The following is a 17,277-nucleotide window of genomic DNA, read 5'->3' as shown; positions in this document are numbered from 1 at the left end:
GTTGATAGGCCAGATATGGAAGCCGGGTGACCGGTGGAGTTGACTGGTACTAATAGGCCGAGGGCTTGTCCTCAGTTGCTCGCGTCCACTGTGTTTGTTCTCAGACAACGAACAGTTGTGCTGGTTGAACGGCATCACTAATCAATTGAAGAGTGTGCTTGTTCGCTGAGCCCTGTTCGAACTCCGTCGTATGGCGGGGTGACTGATAGGGTTTCGGTGGTCATAGCGTGAGGGAAACGCCCGGTTACATTTCGAACCCGGAAGCTAAGCCTTTCAGCGCCGATGGTACTGCAGGGGGGACCCTGTGGGAGAGTAGGACACCGCCGAACAATCTTTGAGGACCCCTGGTCCCAGCGTTCATGCTGGGGCCAGGGGTCCTTTTTTGTTTTTCCGAGGAGCGGCGGCCATACGGCTGCGCGAGAATGACTGCGGTACCGAAGACAGGAGTCACCGATGTCCACCAACTCTCCCGACGACCGTCCGGAGCGAGACCAGCACCGGAGGGACAGCGGCGACCGAGGGGGACACCGCGGCGCACCCCGGCGTGACAACGACCGTGGTGGGGCCGGCCGACGGGACGACTGGGGCCGAGGCCGCGATGACCGGGGCCGCCCCTCCGATCGCGACCGTGGGGGCGATCGTCGGGATGACCGGTCGGGTGGTGATCGTGGGGGGCGTCCGCCCTTCCGTCGCGATGACCGGGACCGTGGCGGTGACCGCGGAGGGTTCCGCCGTGACGACTCCCGCCCCACTGGTGACCGCGGTGGCTTCCGTCGTGACGGTGACCGTCCGACCCACCGTCGTGACGACGACCGCGGCGGCTTCCGTCGTGATGATTCGCGTCCCAGCGGTGACCGTGGTGGGTTCCGTCGCGATGACCGTCGTGACGATCGTCGGGATGACCGTGGGCGTGAGGGCGGTGACCGTCCGTCGTTCCGTCGTGATGATTCGCGTCCCACCGGTGACCGCGGCGGGTTCCGCCGCGACGACCGCCGTGACGATCGCGGGCGTGACGGTGACCGTGGCGGTTTCCGTCGCGACGATCGTCGGGATGACCGGTCGGGTGGTGATCGTGGGGGGCGTCCGCCCTTCCGTCGCGATGACCGGGACCGTGGCGGTGACCGCGGAGGGTTCCGCCGTGACGACTCCCGCCCCACTGGTGACCGCGGTGGGTTCCGCCGTGACGGTGACCGTCCGACCCACCGTCGTGACGACGACCGCGGCGGCTTCCGTCGCGATGACTCCCGTCCCAGCGGCGACCGCGGTGGCTTCCGTCGCGACGACTCGCGTCCCAGCGGCGACCGTGGCGGCTTCCGTCGCGATGACCGCCGTGACGACCAGAACCGTGGTGGGTTCCGTCGCGATGACTCCCGCCCCGGCGGCGACCGCGGTGGCTTCCGTCGCGATGACCGCCGTGACGACCAGAACCGTGGTGGGTTCCGTCGCGATGACCGTCGTGACGATCGTCGGGATGACCGTGGGCGTGAGGGCGGTGACCGTCCGTCGTTCCGTCGTGATGACTCGCGTCCCACCGGTGATCGCGGCGGGTTCCGCCGCGACGACCGCCGCGATGACCGCGCGCGTGACGGCGATCGCGGTGGGTTCCGTCGCGACGACGACCGTGGCGGCTTCCGCCGCGACGACCGTGGTCGTGACGGTGACCGTGGCGGCTTCCGTCGTGACGACTCGCGCCCCGGCGGCGACCGTGGTGGGTTCCGTGGCCGTGACGACCGCGGGCGCGACGACCGCGCACGTGGACCGCGGCGGGACGACACCCGCGGGCGGCCCGGCGGGTACGGGGGCCGCGACGACCGACGCGACGACCGGCGCGGCGATGACGACCGCCGGGGCGGCGGCCGGTTCCGCGAGGACCGTGAGCGTGATCGCGAGCCGATCAAGCGGCTGCCCATCCCCGAGGACGTGACCGGCGACGAGATCGACAAGGACGTCCGGCAGGAGCTCCAGAGCCTGCCGAAGACGCTCGCCGACGATGTCGCGCGCAACCTCGTGATGGTCGCCCGTCTGATCGACGAGGACCCCGAGGCGGCCTACGCCTACTCCCGGATCGCCCTCCGACTCGCGTCCCGGGTCGCCGCAGTCCGTGAGGCGGCCGGGTTCGCGGCCTATGCCAGCCAGAAGTACACCGAGGCGCTGGCCGAGTTCAGGGCCGCGCGGCGGATGACCGGCAACGCCGAGCTGTGGCCGCTGATGGCCGACTGCGAGCGTGGCCTGGGTCGGCCCGAGAAGGCGCTCGACATGGCCGGGGCTCCCGAGGTGCAGAAGCTCGACAAGGCGGGACAGGTCGAGATGCGTCTGGTCGCGGCGGGTGCCCGGCGCGACCTCGAACAGATCGACGCGGCCATCGTGACCTTGCAGAGCCCGGAACTGGCTTCGCACTCGGTTCAGCCGTGGACCGCTCGACTGCGTTACGCCTACGCCGACGCACTGCTCGCCGCAGGGCGCGAGGACGAGGCACGCGAGTGGTTCGCCAAGGCCGTCGAGTCGGACAAGGACGGGACGACCGACGCTTCGGACCGGCTCGCGGAGCTGGACGGCGTCGAGTTCGTGGACGCCCTGGACGAGAGCGCCGAGGCTGCCGAGGACACCGAGAGCTCAACGGTGGACGATGACCTGAGCGACGACGACACGGAGGCCGACGCCCCCGCCCTCGACGACGAAGGCGACGACGAGGCCGAGCGCAGCGACACCGAGGACCGCTCCGACGAGCCCGGTACCGAAGGCGGGACGCGGGACTCCGAGTGACGTCCCGGAGTACCTGCGTCCGAACGCGGACGTGAGGCAGAGGGGGGCGGATTCTTCGGAATCCGCCCCCCTTCTGCATTTCCGGCGCCCGCCGGGTGATGGGTCAGAGGCCGAGGTCGCGCAGCACCAGCCCGGTGGCGGGCTTCGGTCCGAACGAGGTCGACTTGCGCGGCATCGTGACGCCCTGCTGGGCGAGTTCCCGAACGACGTCCTCGTGGACGGGGTGCAGCAGGACCGCCGTTCCGCCGTCCCGTTCCGCCTTGGCCACGGTCGCGGCGGTGTCGTGGATGTAGGCGATCTGCTCGGGGCTGTCGGGGACGCCCCACACGTGGTCGAGCAGGACGCAGTGCAACACCGTCGCGTCGAGGCCGCGCCAGGCCGCAGGCCGGTCCCCCGGGACCGTCCGGGACAGCAGACCGGGGTCGGGCCGGTCCACCAGGTGGAAGGCCCCGTCGCCGGTCAGCAGGAACGCGTTGCCCTCAGCCGTCGCCGTACCGAGCGCCGCCATCGCGTGGTCGAGGGGCCCGGGGACGGTGCGCACCCGGAAGTGCCCCTGCAACGCGGTGAGGGCCCGGGCAACGGGAAGCCGGTGGAGGAGCCGGTGGATGGCGCGGACCCGCAGGGGGTAGCGGACGGTGTCGACCAGGAGGACCAGGCCGTGGTCCCAGGGACTCGGCGAGGGGTGTGCCGTCCGTAGGCGCAGGTAGGTGGCCCAGCGGTGGTGACCGTCCGCGATGAGGGCCTGGTGACGGAGCAGGTCCGCGCGGATCTCCTTGATCTCCCCCGGGGCGGTGACGGACCACAGGCGGTGCCGCACGCCGTCCTCCGTGGTCGTCGTCAGGAGCGGGTCCCGCTCGCTCACGCGATCGATCACGGTCGCCGTGCCGCCGCTGTCCTCGCCGCCCCGGTAGGTGAGGAGGAGGGGTTCGAGGTTGGCGTTCGTCGCGCGCATCAGGGCCGCACGGTCGGCCACCACCGGGTCCATCACGTCCTCGTGGGGCAGGACCACGCCCTCGGACGCCTCGGACAGGCGCAGCGCACCGATGACGCCCCGCTGGAGGTGGTCGCCGTGCTGCTGTTCGTACACGTAGAGGCCGGGTACCGGGTCGGCGGCGAGGACGCCGTCCGCCAGCCAGCGGCCGAGGGTGTCGGCGGCGCGTTCGGTACGGGCGGTCGGGGACACGGCCTGGGGCAGGATCAGCCGGACGACGTTGTGCGGGTCGGCCGATTCCAGGTGGTGCAGTCCGTCGGGGCGCACCACGACGTCGTACGGGGGAGAGGTCACCGCGGCCAGGCTGCCGACCCGGTCGGGAACGTACCGCACGCCCCGGAAGGGGGACAGGTCCAGGCCCCGGGCCGTCTGGTCGTCCGGCTGAGGTCGCCCGCTACCCGCGTCATCCATTGAGGCATCGTAAGTCCGCTTCCGGTGTGGGGGATGATCGGGGGAGTACGACCGACGAGGAGCGATGCGCGATGAGTCAGACCACCAGGACCCGGCCAGCGGTCAGCGAACGCCCGCTGAGCGAGGCGTACGACACCGCGCTCTTGGACCTGGACGGGGTGGTGTACGCCGGCGGCAGCGCCATCGCCCACGCCGTGGACGCGTTGGACGCGGCGCGCACGGGCGGCATGCGGCTCGCCTACGTGACCAACAATGCGCTGCGCACCCCGGACGCGGTCGCCGTTCACCTGTCGGAACTGGGCATACCGACGACGGCCGCGGACGTCATCACCTCCGCGCAGGCGGTCGCCCGTCTCATCGCCGACGAGGTGCCGGCGGGCGCACGGGTGTTGGTCATCGGAGGCGAGGGCCTGCGCGTCGCGCTCCGGGAGCGGGGCCTGACGCCCGTGGACTCGGCCGACGACGACCCGGTGGCGGTCGCGCAGGGCTACGGCGGGCCGGACCTGCCGTGGAGCCGGTTCGCCGAGGCGAGCTACGCGGTGGCACGCGGGGTGCCCTGGTACGCGTCGAACACGGATCTGACGATCCCCAGCGGGCGCGGCATCGCGCCGGGCAACGGCGCGGCCGTGGAGGTCGTCCGGATCGCCACGGGCGCCGATCCGAAGGTGGCGGGGAAGCCGTTGCCCCCCATGCACCGCGAGACCGTCCTGCGGACCGGCGCCCGGCGTCCGCTCGTCGTCGGAGACCGACTGGACACCGACATCGAAGGGGCCTTCAACGGGGACGTGGACTCGCTGCTCGTCCTGACCGGGGTGACCGACGGGCCCCGTCTGCTCGCTGCGCCGCCGGCCCACCGCCCCACCTACGTCGACGCGGATCTGCGGGGTCTGCTGACCGGACAGCCGCAGGTCACCGCCGTGGACGGTGCCGGGCCGGCGGCCTTCCGGTGCGGGGCCTGGACCGCTTGGGCCGGACCGGAGTGTCTGGAGGTCTCCGGCGGGGACGAGGCGTCGGCCGGGGCACTGGACGGGCTGCGGGCCCTGTGCGCCGCAGCGTGGACCGCCGCCGGTGAAGGTGCCTGCGAGCTGGACGGCGAGAAGGCACTGGCCCAGGTGGGGCTGTGAGCGACCGGGCGGAGTGACCCCCGCTCCCGGGGCCGTCCGTCCGCCGACCCGGAACGTCGTACGCGGTGGTGCGGTCCGTGTACGACGTCCGGGGCCTCAGAGGGTCCGGGAGCCGTGGACGTCGGGGGGCTCAGAGCAGGGTGCGCAGGCGCAGCAGGTCCTTGAGGGCGGCCTCCAGCTTGATGCGACCCGAGGCCCAGGCCTTGGCGAAGTTCAGCCGGCCGTCGACCAGCGCCACCAGGTCGTCGCCCGCCATGGTGAGGCGGATCTGCGCCCGTTCCGGGGGCCGTCCGCGCACGGTGTCCAGCACCTCGATCCGACCGCCGCCCAGGCGCCCGACGAACGTCGTGTCGAGATCCTTGATGTGGCAGGTCAATGAACGGTCCAGCGCCGCCATGCGGCGGACGCCGCCGTCCGTGGTCGCCAGATTGTCCGAGAGTGTGTCGAGTGCGGCACGGCACTCCTCGATCGTCGCCATCGTGACCGACCGTACCCCACTCCTTCGGGGTAGCGTCGGGGCATGAGCAGCGACTTTGCGCCTCGTTCGGTAACCGGGCCGCCGGATCCCACGGCCGGTTCCGGTGGGCTTCCCGGTGCGCCGGGCCCGTCTTCCCGGCCCGAGGGCCGGGTGCAGGATCCGGAGTTCCGGGCTCCCGGAGCACCGGCAGACCCCGTGCCGCTCGGCGTCGACCGCACGGCCACCGGGCACCCGGGGGTCGACGCCCGGCTCGGTCGACTGGCCGACGTCGACCACCTCGCCACCGACGGTCACCTGGAGGTGTACGAGGATGTGCACCGGGGCCTGCGCGACACGCTGACCGCACTCGACGACCGCACCGGCCCACCGGTCCCCGCACCCCAGCGGGAACCGGCACCCTCGTACGACCACAGGAGCTGAACCGAACGTGGCAGGAGTGGCACGCCGCCGACTCGACGCCGAACTGGTCCGCCGCAAGCTCGCCCGCTCGCGCGAACACGCCAGTCAGCTGATCGCCGCGGGGCGGGTCACCGTCGGCGGCGGGACCGCGATCAAGCCCGCCACCCAGGTGGAGACCAGCGCCGCCATCGTCGTCAAACAGGACGACAAGGATCCCGAGTACGTCTCGCGCGGCGGGCACAAGCTCGCCGGGGCGTTCGAGGCCTTCGTACCGCAGGGGCTGGTCGTCGAGGGACGGCGTGCACTCGACGCGGGCGCGTCCACGGGCGGCTTCACCGATGTGCTGTTGCGCGCGGGGGCCGCTCATGTCGTCGCCGTCGACGTCGGCTACGGACAACTGGCGTGGTCCCTCCAGAGCGATGAGCGGGTCACGGTCAAGGACCGCACCAACGTCCGCGAGTTGACGGTGGAGGCGATCGACGGGGTGCCCGTGGACCTGGTGGTGGGGGACCTCTCCTTCATTCCGCTCGGTCTGGTGCTGCCCGCGCTCGCGCGCTGCGCCGCACCGGACGCGGACCTCGTCCTGATGGTCAAGCCGCAGTTCGAGGTGGGCAAGGAGCGGCTGGGCAGCGGAGGCGTGGTCCGCAGCCCCGAACTGCGTGCCGAATCGGTGCGCCAGGTGGCCCGGCAGGCAGCCGAACTCCATCTGGGCGTAAGGGGAGTTACCGCCAGCCCGCTGCCCGGGCCGTCGGGGAACGTCGAGTACTTTCTGTGGCTGCGGGCCGGGGCACCCGAACTCGATCCCGCGGACGTTGACCGTGCAGTGGCGGAAGGACCGCGTTGACACAGAGCCGAGTTCGTACCGTATTCCTCCTGGCGCACACCGGGCGGCCCGCCGCCATCCGTAGCGCCGAACTCGTGGTCCAAGGGCTGTTGCGCGCCGGGCTGCGGGTGCGCGTGCTGGAGGCGGAGGCCACCGATCTGCCGCTGCCCCCGTCGGTCGAACTGGTCCAGGAGGCGACGCCGGCCTCCCTCGACGGGTGCGAGCTCCTGATCGTGCTCGGCGGTGACGGGACCCTCTTGCGGGGGGCCGAGTTCGCCCGCGCGTCCGGGGTTCCGATGCTCGGCGTCAACCTCGGGCGGGTCGGCTTCCTCGCCGAGGCCGAACGCGATGACCTGGACAAGGTCGTCGACCGGGTCGTGACCCGTGCGTACGAGGTCGAGGAGCGCATGACGATCGACGTCGTCGTGCACCGCAACGGCGATGTCGTGCACACCGACTGGGCGCTGAACGAGGCGGCCGTCCAGAAGGTCTCCCCGGAGCGGATGCTGGAGGTGGTCCTGGAGGTCGACGGGCGGCCCGTCACCGGCTTCGGTTGCGACGGCATCGTCTGTGCGACGCCGACCGGCTCCACGGCGTACGCCTTCTCCGCGGGCGGGCCCGTGGTGTGGCCGGAGGTCGAGGCGCTGCTCATGGTGCCGATCAGTGCCCATGCGCTCTTCGCCAAGCCCCTGGTGACCTCCCCGAACTCGGTGCTCGCCGTGGAGGTGCAGCCGCGGACCCCGCAGGGCGTCCTGTGGTGCGACGGTCGGCGCACCGTCGAACTGCCGCCCGGCGCCCGGGTCGAGGTGCGGAGGGGCGCGGTGCCCGTGCGTCTCGCACGGTTGCACCACGCGTCGTTCACCGATCGTCTCGTCGCGAAGTTCGCCCTGCCCGTCTCGGGGTGGCGGGGCGCACCGCAGTGACCCCCGCCCCCGGCCGTCCCCGTACCCGTCCTCGTCCTTGTTCGAGGTGGATCGGCGTACGGGGGACCGGTGGGCCGTTCGGGCCGGGTGCGTGCTCATGCGTTCCAGACTGCGGCCCGGCCCGGCCCCCTCTCCATGAGGTGCGCCGCACAACCTGACTGAGGAAAACCGCAGGGCGTCGGCTTCGCGCGGATCGTGCCGTCCGTCCGGGCCACTCCCAGGGGTGACAGCCGCTTCCTCGGCGGTGCCCGTCACCTGCGGGTCCACCTGCGTTTTCACCTGCGGGTTCAGCGAACCGGGGCGGGGGCCGTCGCACACCGGGGCCGAGACCTCGTAAGGTCGTGTCCGTGTTGGAGGAGATGCGGATACGGTCGCTCGGGGTCATCGACGACGCGGTGGTCGAGCTGTCGCCCGGCTTCACCGCCGTGACGGGCGAGACCGGCGCGGGCAAGACGATGGTGGTCACGAGCCTCGGCCTGCTGCTCGGCGGGCGCGCGGACCCGGCCCTGGTGCGGATCGGCGCGAAGTCGGCGGTCGTGGAGGGTCGCATCAGCGTGCCCCCGGGCGCTGCCGCGGTGACCCGCGCGGAAGACGCCGGGGCGGAGGTGGACGACGGCGTCCTGCTGGTCAGCCGTACCGTTTCCGCCGAAGGGCGGTCCCGGGCCCATCTGGGCGGGCGGTCCGTCCCGGTCGGACTGCTCGCGGAGCTCGCCGACGACCTCGTCGCCGTCCACGGACAGACCGACCAGCAGGGGCTGCTCAAGCTCTCCCGCCAGCGCCAGGCCCTCGACCGGTACGCGGGCGACGCGGTCGCCCTGCCGCTGGCCCGGTACACCACCGCCTACCGCCGGGTGCGCTCCCTCACCGGGGAACTCGACACGCTGACCACCCGGGCCCGGGAACGCGCCCAGGAGGCCGACCTGCTGCGGTTCGGCCTGGACGAGATCGCCGCCGTGTCGCCCCGGGCGGGCGAGGACGTCGAACTCGCCGCCGAGGCGGAGCGGCTCGGCCACGCCGAGGCGTTGGCCTCCGCGGCGACGGCCGGCCACGCCACCCTCGTCGGGAACCCGGAGGACCCGGAGGGCATCGACGCCGCCACCCTCGTGGCGGGCGCGCACCGCGCCCTGGAGGCCGTCCGCTCCCATGACCCCGCGCTCGCCGACCTCGCCGACCGGATCAGCGAGATCGGCATCCTCGTCGGTGACGTCGCGGGCGAACTCGCCGGGTACGCCGGTGACCTGGACGCGGACCCGCTGCGACTCGCCGCGGTCGAGGAGCGGCGCGCGGCCCTCGGACTGCTCGCCCGCAAGTACGGCGGCGCCGAGCAGGACGTCGCGTCCGTGCTGGTCTGGGCGGAGCAGGGCGCGGCGCGGCTCCTGGAACTCGACGGGGACGACGACCGGATCGGGGAGCTGACCGCGGAGCGCGACGTGCTGCGGGTGGAGGTCGCGGGCCTCGCGGGCGCCCTCACCGCCGCCCGGCAGGAGGCCGCCACCCGCTTCGCCGCCGCCGTGACCGCCGAACTGGCGTCGCTGGCGATGCCCCACGCCCGCGTGCACGTCGACATCCGGCAGACCGACGACCCGGACGGCGTCGAGGTCGGTGGCCGCACCGTCGCGTACGGGCCGGCCGGCACCGACGAGGTGGAACTGCTGCTGGCACCGCACCCCGGAGCCCCGGCCCGGCCCATCGCCAAGGGCGCATCCGGCGGTGAACTGTCCCGGGTGATGCTCGCCGTGGAGGTCGTGTTCGCCGGTACGGACCCGGTGCCGACGTACTTGTTCGACGAGGTGGACGCGGGGGTCGGCGGCAAGGCGGCGGTGGAGATCGGGCGGCGGCTCGCACGGTTGGCGAAGTCCGCGCAGGTCGTCGTCGTCACCCATCTGCCCCAGGTGGCGGCCTTCGCGGACCGGCAGCTCCTGGTGGAGAAGACCAGCGACGGTTCCGTCACGCGTTCCGGGGTGAAGGTCCTCGAGGGCGAGGACCGCGTACGGGAGCTGTCGCGGATGCTCGCGGGGCAGGAGGACTCCCAGACGGCCCGCGCCCATGCGGAGGAACTCCTCGCCACCGCGCGCGCGGACGCCTGAGCGAATCGCCCGCGGCCCCGAACGGAGAGCGGACCGGGGCCGGGCGGGGGCGGACGGTGCGGGGGCATGGCTCGGGTGGGCGGCGGGTGGCACCTGAAAGGGTGAACGTGTTCGGCGTGACCTCGACGTCGCCACCTCCCGGAGTCGAGCAGTGACGGAACGCTCGTACGGGATGGCATCCTTGGCGCGGCACCTCTTCTTCGACGACCTGCTCCTCCCGACGACTTGCCGTACGTTCCGCCGTGTTCCCCCGTGACGTGCCCCTGGGGCCGTCACCAGCCGAAACAGGAGTTCCGCCCCGGTGATCAGCCCCGCGCCCCACGGCCAGACGCCCTTGCGCACCGTGCAAGTGCTCGGCGGTGGGAACGCGGAGAGCGGTGCGCACGTGCACGCGCTGACGGCGGGGCTGGTCGCGCGGGGCGTACGGGTGACCGTGTGCGCCCCCGCGGAGGTGGGCAGGGCGTACGCGTTCGACTCCGTGGGCGCCCGGCAGGTGCCGTTGCCGCGCCGGGGCGATCCCGCGTCCGTGGCGGTGCTGCGCGCGCTCTGCGCGGAAGCGGACCTGGTGCACGCCCACGGACTGACCGCCGGGCTGCGGGCCGCGCTCGCGCTCAGCGGCTGGCGGTTGCCGCTCGTCGTCACCTGGCACGGGCGGGCTCCCACCCGGGGTGCGCGGGCCCGGGCCGTGCAGCTGGTGGAACGCCGGGTGGCGAGGTCGGCGTCCGTGGTGCTCGCCACCTGCTGCGACTTAGTGGACAGGGCCAGGCACCACGGTGCCCGGGACGCCCGGCTCGCGGCAGTGGCGTCCCCCGTGCGGCGGCGGACGGCCGACGAGGGAGCGCACTCGCACGCAACGGACGAGGCGGACGCGTCGGATGTCGCGCCGCAGAAGGCGCGCGCGGAACTCGGCGCCGTGGAACGGCCGCTGCTGGTCGCCGTGGGACCGCTGGACCGACACCAGGGGTACGACACGGTGTTGGACGCCACGCACGCATGGATGGGGCTCGACCCCGTACCCCTCCTGGTGGTCGCGGGGGAGGGGCCGCTGCGGGGTGCGCTCCAGCGGCGGATCGAGACGGAGTCGCTGCCGGTGCGGCTGCTCGGGCGGCGGGACGACGTGGCCGCCCTGCTCACCGGCGCGGACGCCGCCCTGTCGGTCAGCCGGTGGGAGGCACGGTCCGTGGTGGCGCAGGAGGCGCTGCGCGCGGGGGTGCCGTTGGTCGCCACCGCGGTCGGCGGGACGCCCGAACTGGTCGGCGCAGCGGCGGAGCTCGTGCCCTACGGCGACGCGGTGGCCCTCGGGGAGGCCGTCGTACGGGTACTGGCGGACGGCACCCGGCGCGCCTGGCTGCGGGAACGGGGGCTGGCGCAGGCGGCGACCTGGCCCACCGAGGACGAGACGGTCGCCCAGGTGCTCAGCGTGTACGACGAGTTGACCCGGCCCCTGCTGCTGCGCTGACGCCCGTTCACCCGAGGTGCCGGCGGGCCCGGAGCGCCAGGCTCAGCGCCAGGACGGTCTGCGGGTCGTCGAGGTCGGTGCCGAGCAGCTCACCGATCCGGGCCAGCCGGTTGTACAGGGTCTGGCGGTTGAGGTGGAGTTCGCGGGCCGTCTCCGCCTTGCGACCCGCGTGCGCGAGGTAGCTCTCCAGGGTCGGCAGCAGCGGGGGTTTCGCCCGGCCGTCGTGTTCCCGCAGCGGGCCGATGGCCCGGTCCACGAACGCCGCGAGGTCCAGGTGTTCGCGCAGGCGCCACAGCAACAGGTCGATGTCGAGGCGCCGGGCGTCGTACCAGGGGCGGTCGTCGAGCCCCTGGGCGGCGGTCGCCGTCTCCGCCGCGTGCCGCAGCCCCGCGGCGGCAGCCGCCCAGCCGCCCGCCGCGCCGACCACCACGATCGGCGTCCTGGTGCCCGCGTGGTGGAGCCCGGCCCGTTCGACGCCCGCGCGCAGGGCCGCGGCGATCCGGTCGGCGACCGCCTCCCGTTCCTCGGCGGCCCGCGGGGCGACGAGCAGCGGCACCCGGCCCTCCACCGGACGCACGCCCAGCAGTACCGGCACGCCGACGGCGGCCACCTCCTCGGCGACCGCGCGGGCCAGCACCGCCCAGCCGCCGCCCGTGCCGAGCCCACCGCCCTCCGGCAACCGCATCACCACCGGCACCAGCGGGGCGTCCCCGGGCCGGAAGCCGAGCACCCGGGCCTGGTCCGGGGCGTCCCCGGGCGCGATGCGGCCCTCGGCGAGGTCGGCGAGGAAGTCGCCGCGCCCGCGGGCCGTGAGTTCCTCCTCCTGCCGGGCCTGCATCAGGACCACGGCGAGGGAGTCCGCGGCGCGTTCCACCGCGATCCGGTGGACGGGGGCGGGCGCGGCGGTCACCGGCAGCACCACCAGCCGGGCCCGCGGTGCGCCGGGACCCGGGCCCGACCCGGCGCCGGGCACGTCGACCACGACGGCACCCACCGGCGGGCCCTGCGTGCGCGCGCGGCGGGCACCGCGCAGCTTCTCCCACACCTGGAGCGGGTCGGTGCCGCCGGTGTCCGGGCCGGCGGCGTACAGCAGTCGTCCGTCGGGGGTCTCCAAGAAGACCGGATTGCCGCTGAACCCGGCGAGGATGCGCAGCACGCGGGGGACCCCGCCGCCGTCGAGCAGGGCCCGCGTGCAGCGGTGCGCGACCTCCTCGGCGCGCTGGAGGAGTGCGTAGTGCCCGTTGACGATCTCGGTGTGGACCTCCTCGGTGACCGTCACGAAGGGCACCTCGCGGTGCAGCTGGACCAGGGGGAGTCCCACCGTGCGCGCCGTCTCGACCAGGGGGGCCGGCAGGACGGTGAAGCGGGGGCCCAGTTCGACGACGAGGGCGGCGATGCCCCGCTCGGCGAGCTCGCGGACGAAGGCCCGCTGCTCGGCGGGCCGGGTACCGAGGGCGAGACCGGTGGTGAGCAGCAGTTCGCCGCCCTTGAGTAGGGACGCGATGTGGGGCACCTCGCCCGCGTGCACCCAGCGGACGGTGCGGTTCAACCGGTCGGCGCAGGCGACCACCTCGGGGAGCCCGCCGCGCAGGCCCGGTAGTTCGAGTGCCCGCCGTACGGTGATTCCGCCCTGGGTGCCCGACCCGTCCTGACTGTCCATGCTGGGACGCTACCCGCCCGTCGGCGGGCCCGGCATCCGGGCCCGCTCCGGGGCGGGGCCACCGTCCGCGGACGACGGCCCCCACGGTCCGGCTAGCCGCCGTAGGCGCCCGAGGCGGTGAGCCGCAGGGCGGTGTCGATCAGCGGAACATGGCTGAAAGCTTGCGGGAAGTTGCCGACCTGACGTTGCAGACGGGGGTCCCACTCCTCGGCGAGGAGGCCGAGGTCGTTGCGGAGGGCGAGCAGCTTCTCGAAGAGCTTCCGGGCCTCGTCCACCCGGCCGATCATGGCGAGGTCGTCGGCGAGCCAGAAGGAACAGGCGAGGAAGGCGCCCTCGTCCCCTGCGAGGCCGTCGACGCCGGCGTCCTCGCCCGAGGTGGGGTAGCGCAGGATGAAGCCGTCGGAGGTGGACAGCTCGCGCTGGATGGCCTCGATGGTGCCGATGACCCGCTTGTCGTCGGGCGGCAGGAAACCCATCTGCGGGATGAGCAGCAGCGAGGCGTCGAGTTCGCGGGACCCGTACGACTGGGTGAACGTGTTGCGTTCCTTGTCGTAGCCCTTCTCGCAGACGTCGCGGTGGATGTCGTCGCGCAGCTGGCGCCAGCGCTCCACGGGGCCCTCGACGTCGCCGGACTCGATGAGCTTGATGGTGCGGTCCACGGCGACCCAGGCCATGACCTTGGAGTGGACGAAGTGGCGGCGCGGTCCGCGGACCTCCCAGATGCCCTCGTCGGGCTCCGACCAGTGCTGCTCCAGGTAGCCGATGAGCCGTAGCTGGAGCAGGGAGGCGTAGTCGTTGCGGGCCAGGCCGGTCATGTGGGCGAGGTGGAGGGCCTCGGTGACCTCGCCGTAGACGTCCAGCTGGAGCTGGTGGGCCGCTCCGTTGCCGACCCGGACCGGGGTGGAGCCCTCGTAACCGGGCAGCCAGTCCAGCTCGCTCTCGCCGAGCTCCCGCTCGCCCGCGATGCCGTACATGATCTGGAGGTTCTCCGGGTCGCCGGCCACGGCGCGCAGCAGCCACTCGCGCCAGGCGCGGGCCTCCTCGCGGTAGCCGGTGCGCAGCAGCGAGGAGAGGGTGATGGCGGCGTCGCGGAGCCAGGTGAAGCGGTAGTCCCAGTTGCGGACGCCGCCGATCTCCTCGGGCAGGGAGGTGGTGGGGGCGGCGACGATGCCGCCGGTGGGCGCGTAGGTGAGCGCCTTGAGGGTGATCAGGGAGCGGATGACGGCCTCCCGGTAGGGGCCGTGGTACGTGCAGTGTGCGACCCACTCGCGCCAGAACTCGGTGGTCGCCTCCAGGGACGCCTCCGGGTCCGGACGGGAGGGAGCCTCCCGGTGGGACGGCTGCCAGGACAGGGTGAAGGCGACCCGTTCCCCGGCGGCGACGGTGAAGTCCGAGTAGGTGGTCAGGTCCTCGCCGTGGGTCTCCGCGTCGGTGTCGAACCACACCGAGTCGGGGCCCGCGACGGCGACCGTGCGGTCCCCCACGCGGTGCACCCAGGGCACGATCCTGCCGTAGGAGAAACGCATCCGCAGGGCGGAACGCACGGGAACGCTGCCCGTGACGCCCTCGACGATGCGGATGACCTGGGGGGCTCCGTCGCGCGGCGGCATGAAGTCCGTCACGCGGACCGTGCCCTGCGGGGTGTCCCATTCGGACTCCAGGACGAGCGAGTCGCCCCGGTAGGTGCGTCGGGTCGCCGCCGGCGGCGGCTGATCGGTGTCGTGGGCGGGACCGAGCCGCCAGAAACCGTGCTCCTCGGTTCCGAGGAGGGCCGCGAAGACGGCGTGGGAGTCGAAGCGGGGCAGACACAGCCAGTCCACCGTGCCGTCCCGGCAGACCAGGGCGGCGGTCTGCATGTCCCCGATGAGTGCGTAATCCTCGATGCGCCCGGCCACGTGCAACTCCAGTCGAACGGCCGCCGGCCGGGGCCCCGAGCGGGGCTGGCCGTGCGGTCAAGATGATCCAGTCAAGGGCGTGCCGACGGGCTCGTGGTACCGGGGACGGGCTGGGGTGGTGCCGTTTTGCCGGCCTGGCTCGGCAGCAATGTCCGACGAGGATACGACGCGCTCAGGGGTTGCGGGTCCCGCTCAGGTGAACGCATTTGCGCCAAGCGAGTGAGCCCCTGGGGCGTCTCGTACCACCGTGGTGCACGCGGTACGAGGGTTCGGTGGTGCTCTGGTGACGGCGCCGCCACCGGAACGGCACCGACGGTTTCCTCTGCGGCCCCTCTGCGGTCGCCCGGGCGCGCACCGTGGCTGGGCGCAGTCGCCCGGGGTCGCTGATACGCTGGTACCCCGTGGACCGGTGGGCTCGTGGGAGTCCGCAGCGACAGCGACGAGACCCCCGAACCGCAGTGCAGGCACCACCCGATTCTTCCGGGCCGGGCGCCGATCCGCATCTCAGACAGCGACCACGGGAGCCCCCTCTTGGCCATGCCGAATCGATCCGCGACGTCCCCGACGACCAAGCACATCTTCGTCACCGGAGGTGTCGCCTCCTCCCTCGGCAAGGGCCTGTCGGCCTCCAGCCTGGGCGCGCTGCTGAAAGCGCGGGGTCTGCGGGTCACCATGCAGAAGCTCGACCCCTACCTGAACGTCGACCCCGGGACGATGAACCCGTTCCAGCACGGTGAGGTCTTCGTCACCAACGACGGAGCCGAGACCGACCTGGACATCGGGCACTACGAACGCTTCCTGGACGTCGACCTCGACGGCTCGGCGAACGTCACCACCGGACAGGTGTACTCGCAGGTCATCGCCAAGGAGCGGCGGGGCGAGTACCTGGGCGACACCGTTCAGGTGATCCCCCACATCACCAACGAGATCAAGCACCGCATCCGCCGGATGGCGACCGACGACGTGGACGTCGTCATCACGGAGGTCGGCGGCACGGTCGGCGACATCGAGTCGCTGCCGTTCCTGGAGACGGTCCGCCAGGTCCGCCACGAGGTGGGTCGGGACAACGTCTTCGTCGTCCACATCTCGCTGCTGCCCTACATCGGCCCCTCGGGCGAGCTGAAGACGAAGCCCACCCAGCACTCCGTGGCCGCGCTGCGCAACATCGGCATCCAGCCCGACGCGATCGTGCTGCGCGCCGACCGGGAGGTGCCCGTCGCGATCAAGCGGAAGATCTCCCTGATGTGCGACGTGGACGAGGCCGCCGTCGTCGCCGCGATCGACGCGAAGTCGATCTACGACATCCCCAAGGTGCTCCACACCGAGGGCCTGGACGCCTATGTCGTCCGCAAGCTGGACCTGCCGTTCCGCGACGTGGACTGGACGCTCTGGGACGACCTGCTCGACCGCGTCCACAACCCCGACCACGAGGTCAACGTCGCCCTGGTCGGCAAGTACATCGACCTGCCCGACGCCTACCTCTCGGTGACCGAGGCGCTGCGCGCCGGCGGCTTCGCCAACAAGGCCCGGGTGAAGATCAAGTGGGTCACCTCCGACGACTGCCGGACGCCCGCCGAGGCCGCCCGCCAGCTCGGTGACGTGGACGCGATCTGCATCCCCGGCGGCTTCGGCGACCGCGGCGTCAGCGGCAAGGTCGGCGCGATCCAGTACGCCCGCGAGAACAAGGTGCCGCTGCTCGGCCTCTGCCTCGGCCTCCAGTGCACGGTCATCGAGGCGGCCCGCAACCTCGCGGGCATCGCCGACGCCAACTCCACCGAGTTCGACGCGGCCACCGGTCACCCGGTGATCTCCACCATGGCCGAGCAGCTGGACATCGTCGCCGGCGAGGGCGACATGGGCGGCACCATGCGCCTGGGCATGTACCCGGCGAAGCTGGCCGAGGGCTCCCTCGTGCGCGAGGTGTACGACGGCAAGGAGTACGTGGAGGAGCGCCACCGCCACCGCTACGAGGTGAACAACGCCTACCGCGCCGAGCTGGAGAAGAAGACCGGCATCCAGTTCTCCGGCACCTCCCCGGACGGCAAGCTCGTGGAGTACGTCGAGTACCCCCGCGAGGTGCACCCCTACCTGGTGGCGACCCAGGCGCACCCCGAGCTGCGGTCCCGTCCCACCCGCCCGCACCCCCTGTTCGCAGGTCTGGTCAAGGCGGCCGTGGAGCGCAAGACCGCCAAGTAGCCGGCGACCCGGGCCCGCCCCCACCGGGGAACCCGGGGGTCGGCCGGCACCGACGATCACAGGCGATA

The 17,277-nt window shown here is 72.7% G+C and carries 12 protein-coding genes, 1 rRNA gene and 1 pseudogene; 10 read left to right on the top strand and 4 right to left on the bottom strand.

Annotated features, from left to right (window positions below; genetic code table 11):
* The first annotated feature begins 212 nt into the window (after positions 1-212).
* The 3 genes and pseudogenes from rrf to ACFWIA_RS19345 all read left to right on the top strand — a co-directional run bounded on the left by rrf (position 213) and on the right by ACFWIA_RS19345 (position 2,763).
* Positions 213-329, top strand: a 5S ribosomal RNA gene (gene rrf, locus ACFWIA_RS19355).
* 346 nt (positions 330-675) lie between these two features.
* Positions 676-1,599 (top strand): annotated as a pseudogene (locus ACFWIA_RS19350) (hypothetical protein); the annotation flags it as partial.
* 303 nt (positions 1,600-1,902) lie between these two features.
* Positions 1,903-2,763: a hypothetical protein gene (locus ACFWIA_RS19345; protein ID WP_387006519.1), complete on the top strand. Its 861-nt coding sequence runs from the start codon at positions 1,903-1,905 to the stop codon at positions 2,761-2,763.
* A gap of 103 nt (positions 2,764-2,866) precedes the next feature.
* On the opposite strand, the gene ACFWIA_RS19340 is transcribed toward ACFWIA_RS19345, so the two are convergent.
* Positions 2,867-4,165, bottom strand: coding sequence for a DUF1015 family protein (locus ACFWIA_RS19340; RefSeq protein WP_387006495.1), 1,299 nt, complete (start codon positions 4,163-4,165; stop codon positions 2,867-2,869).
* A gap of 71 nt (positions 4,166-4,236) precedes the next feature.
* On the opposite strand from ACFWIA_RS19340, the gene ACFWIA_RS19335 reads away from it, so the two are divergent.
* Positions 4,237-5,289, top strand: coding sequence for an HAD hydrolase-like protein (locus ACFWIA_RS19335; RefSeq protein WP_387006493.1), 1,053 nt, complete (start codon positions 4,237-4,239; stop codon positions 5,287-5,289).
* A gap of 130 nt (positions 5,290-5,419) precedes the next feature.
* On the opposite strand, the gene ACFWIA_RS19330 is transcribed toward ACFWIA_RS19335, so the two are convergent.
* A complete protein-coding gene (locus ACFWIA_RS19330) occupies positions 5,420-5,767 on the bottom strand; it encodes an SCP2 sterol-binding domain-containing protein (protein WP_387006490.1) in 348 nt (115 codons plus the stop codon).
* Between the two features lie 150 nt (positions 5,768-5,917).
* Here ACFWIA_RS19330 and ACFWIA_RS19325 point away from each other — a divergent pair, with 150 nt between their 5' ends.
* The 5 genes from ACFWIA_RS19325 to ACFWIA_RS19305 all read left to right on the top strand — a co-directional run bounded on the left by ACFWIA_RS19325 (position 5,918) and on the right by ACFWIA_RS19305 (position 11,458).
* Complete coding sequence (locus ACFWIA_RS19325) at positions 5,918-6,187, top strand: hypothetical protein (protein WP_387006488.1); 270 nt, start codon at positions 5,918-5,920, stop codon at positions 6,185-6,187.
* Between the two features lie 7 nt (positions 6,188-6,194).
* The gene (locus ACFWIA_RS19320; RefSeq protein ID WP_387006485.1) at positions 6,195-7,010 is read left to right on the top strand and encodes a TlyA family RNA methyltransferase; all 816 of its coding nucleotides are present in this window, start codon (positions 6,195-6,197) and stop codon (positions 7,008-7,010) included.
* Positions 7,007-7,912 carry an NAD kinase gene (locus ACFWIA_RS19315; protein WP_387006483.1) on the top strand — a complete coding sequence of 302 codons (906 nt, stop codon included), beginning with the start codon at positions 7,007-7,009 and terminating at the stop codon, positions 7,910-7,912. Before ACFWIA_RS19320 ends, ACFWIA_RS19315 begins: the two co-directional genes overlap by 4 nt.
* Before the next feature lie 359 nt (positions 7,913-8,271).
* Complete coding sequence (gene recN, locus ACFWIA_RS19310; RefSeq protein WP_387006513.1) at positions 8,272-9,999, top strand: DNA repair protein RecN; 1,728 nt, start codon at positions 8,272-8,274, stop codon at positions 9,997-9,999.
* Between the two features lie 301 nt (positions 10,000-10,300).
* Entirely contained in the window at positions 10,301-11,458 is a 1,158-nt protein-coding gene (locus tag ACFWIA_RS19305; RefSeq protein WP_387006480.1) for a glycosyltransferase family 4 protein, read from the top strand.
* Between the two features lie 7 nt (positions 11,459-11,465).
* On the opposite strand, the gene ACFWIA_RS19300 is transcribed toward ACFWIA_RS19305, so the two are convergent.
* Positions 11,466-13,118 (bottom strand): PucR family transcriptional regulator, encoded by a 1,653-nt coding sequence (locus ACFWIA_RS19300; RefSeq protein WP_387006477.1) that lies wholly within the window; start codon positions 13,116-13,118, stop codon positions 11,466-11,468.
* A gap of 92 nt (positions 13,119-13,210) precedes the next feature.
* Entirely contained in the window at positions 13,211-15,013 is a 1,803-nt protein-coding gene (locus tag ACFWIA_RS19295) for a glycoside hydrolase family 15 protein (RefSeq protein WP_387006474.1), read from the bottom strand.
* Between the two features lie 537 nt (positions 15,014-15,550).
* Here ACFWIA_RS19295 and ACFWIA_RS19290 point away from each other — a divergent pair.
* On the top strand, positions 15,551-17,209 hold the full coding sequence (locus ACFWIA_RS19290) for a CTP synthase (protein WP_387006471.1): 1,659 nt from the start codon (positions 15,551-15,553) through the stop codon (positions 17,207-17,209).
* Positions 17,210-17,277: the final 68 nt, after the last annotated feature.

The organism is Streptomyces sp. NPDC127068, from assembly GCF_042724695.1.
In the GTDB taxonomy this organism is placed as follows: domain Bacteria; phylum Actinomycetota; class Actinomycetes; order Streptomycetales; family Streptomycetaceae; genus Streptomyces.
This window is presented reverse-complemented; position numbering and strand designations above follow the sequence as displayed.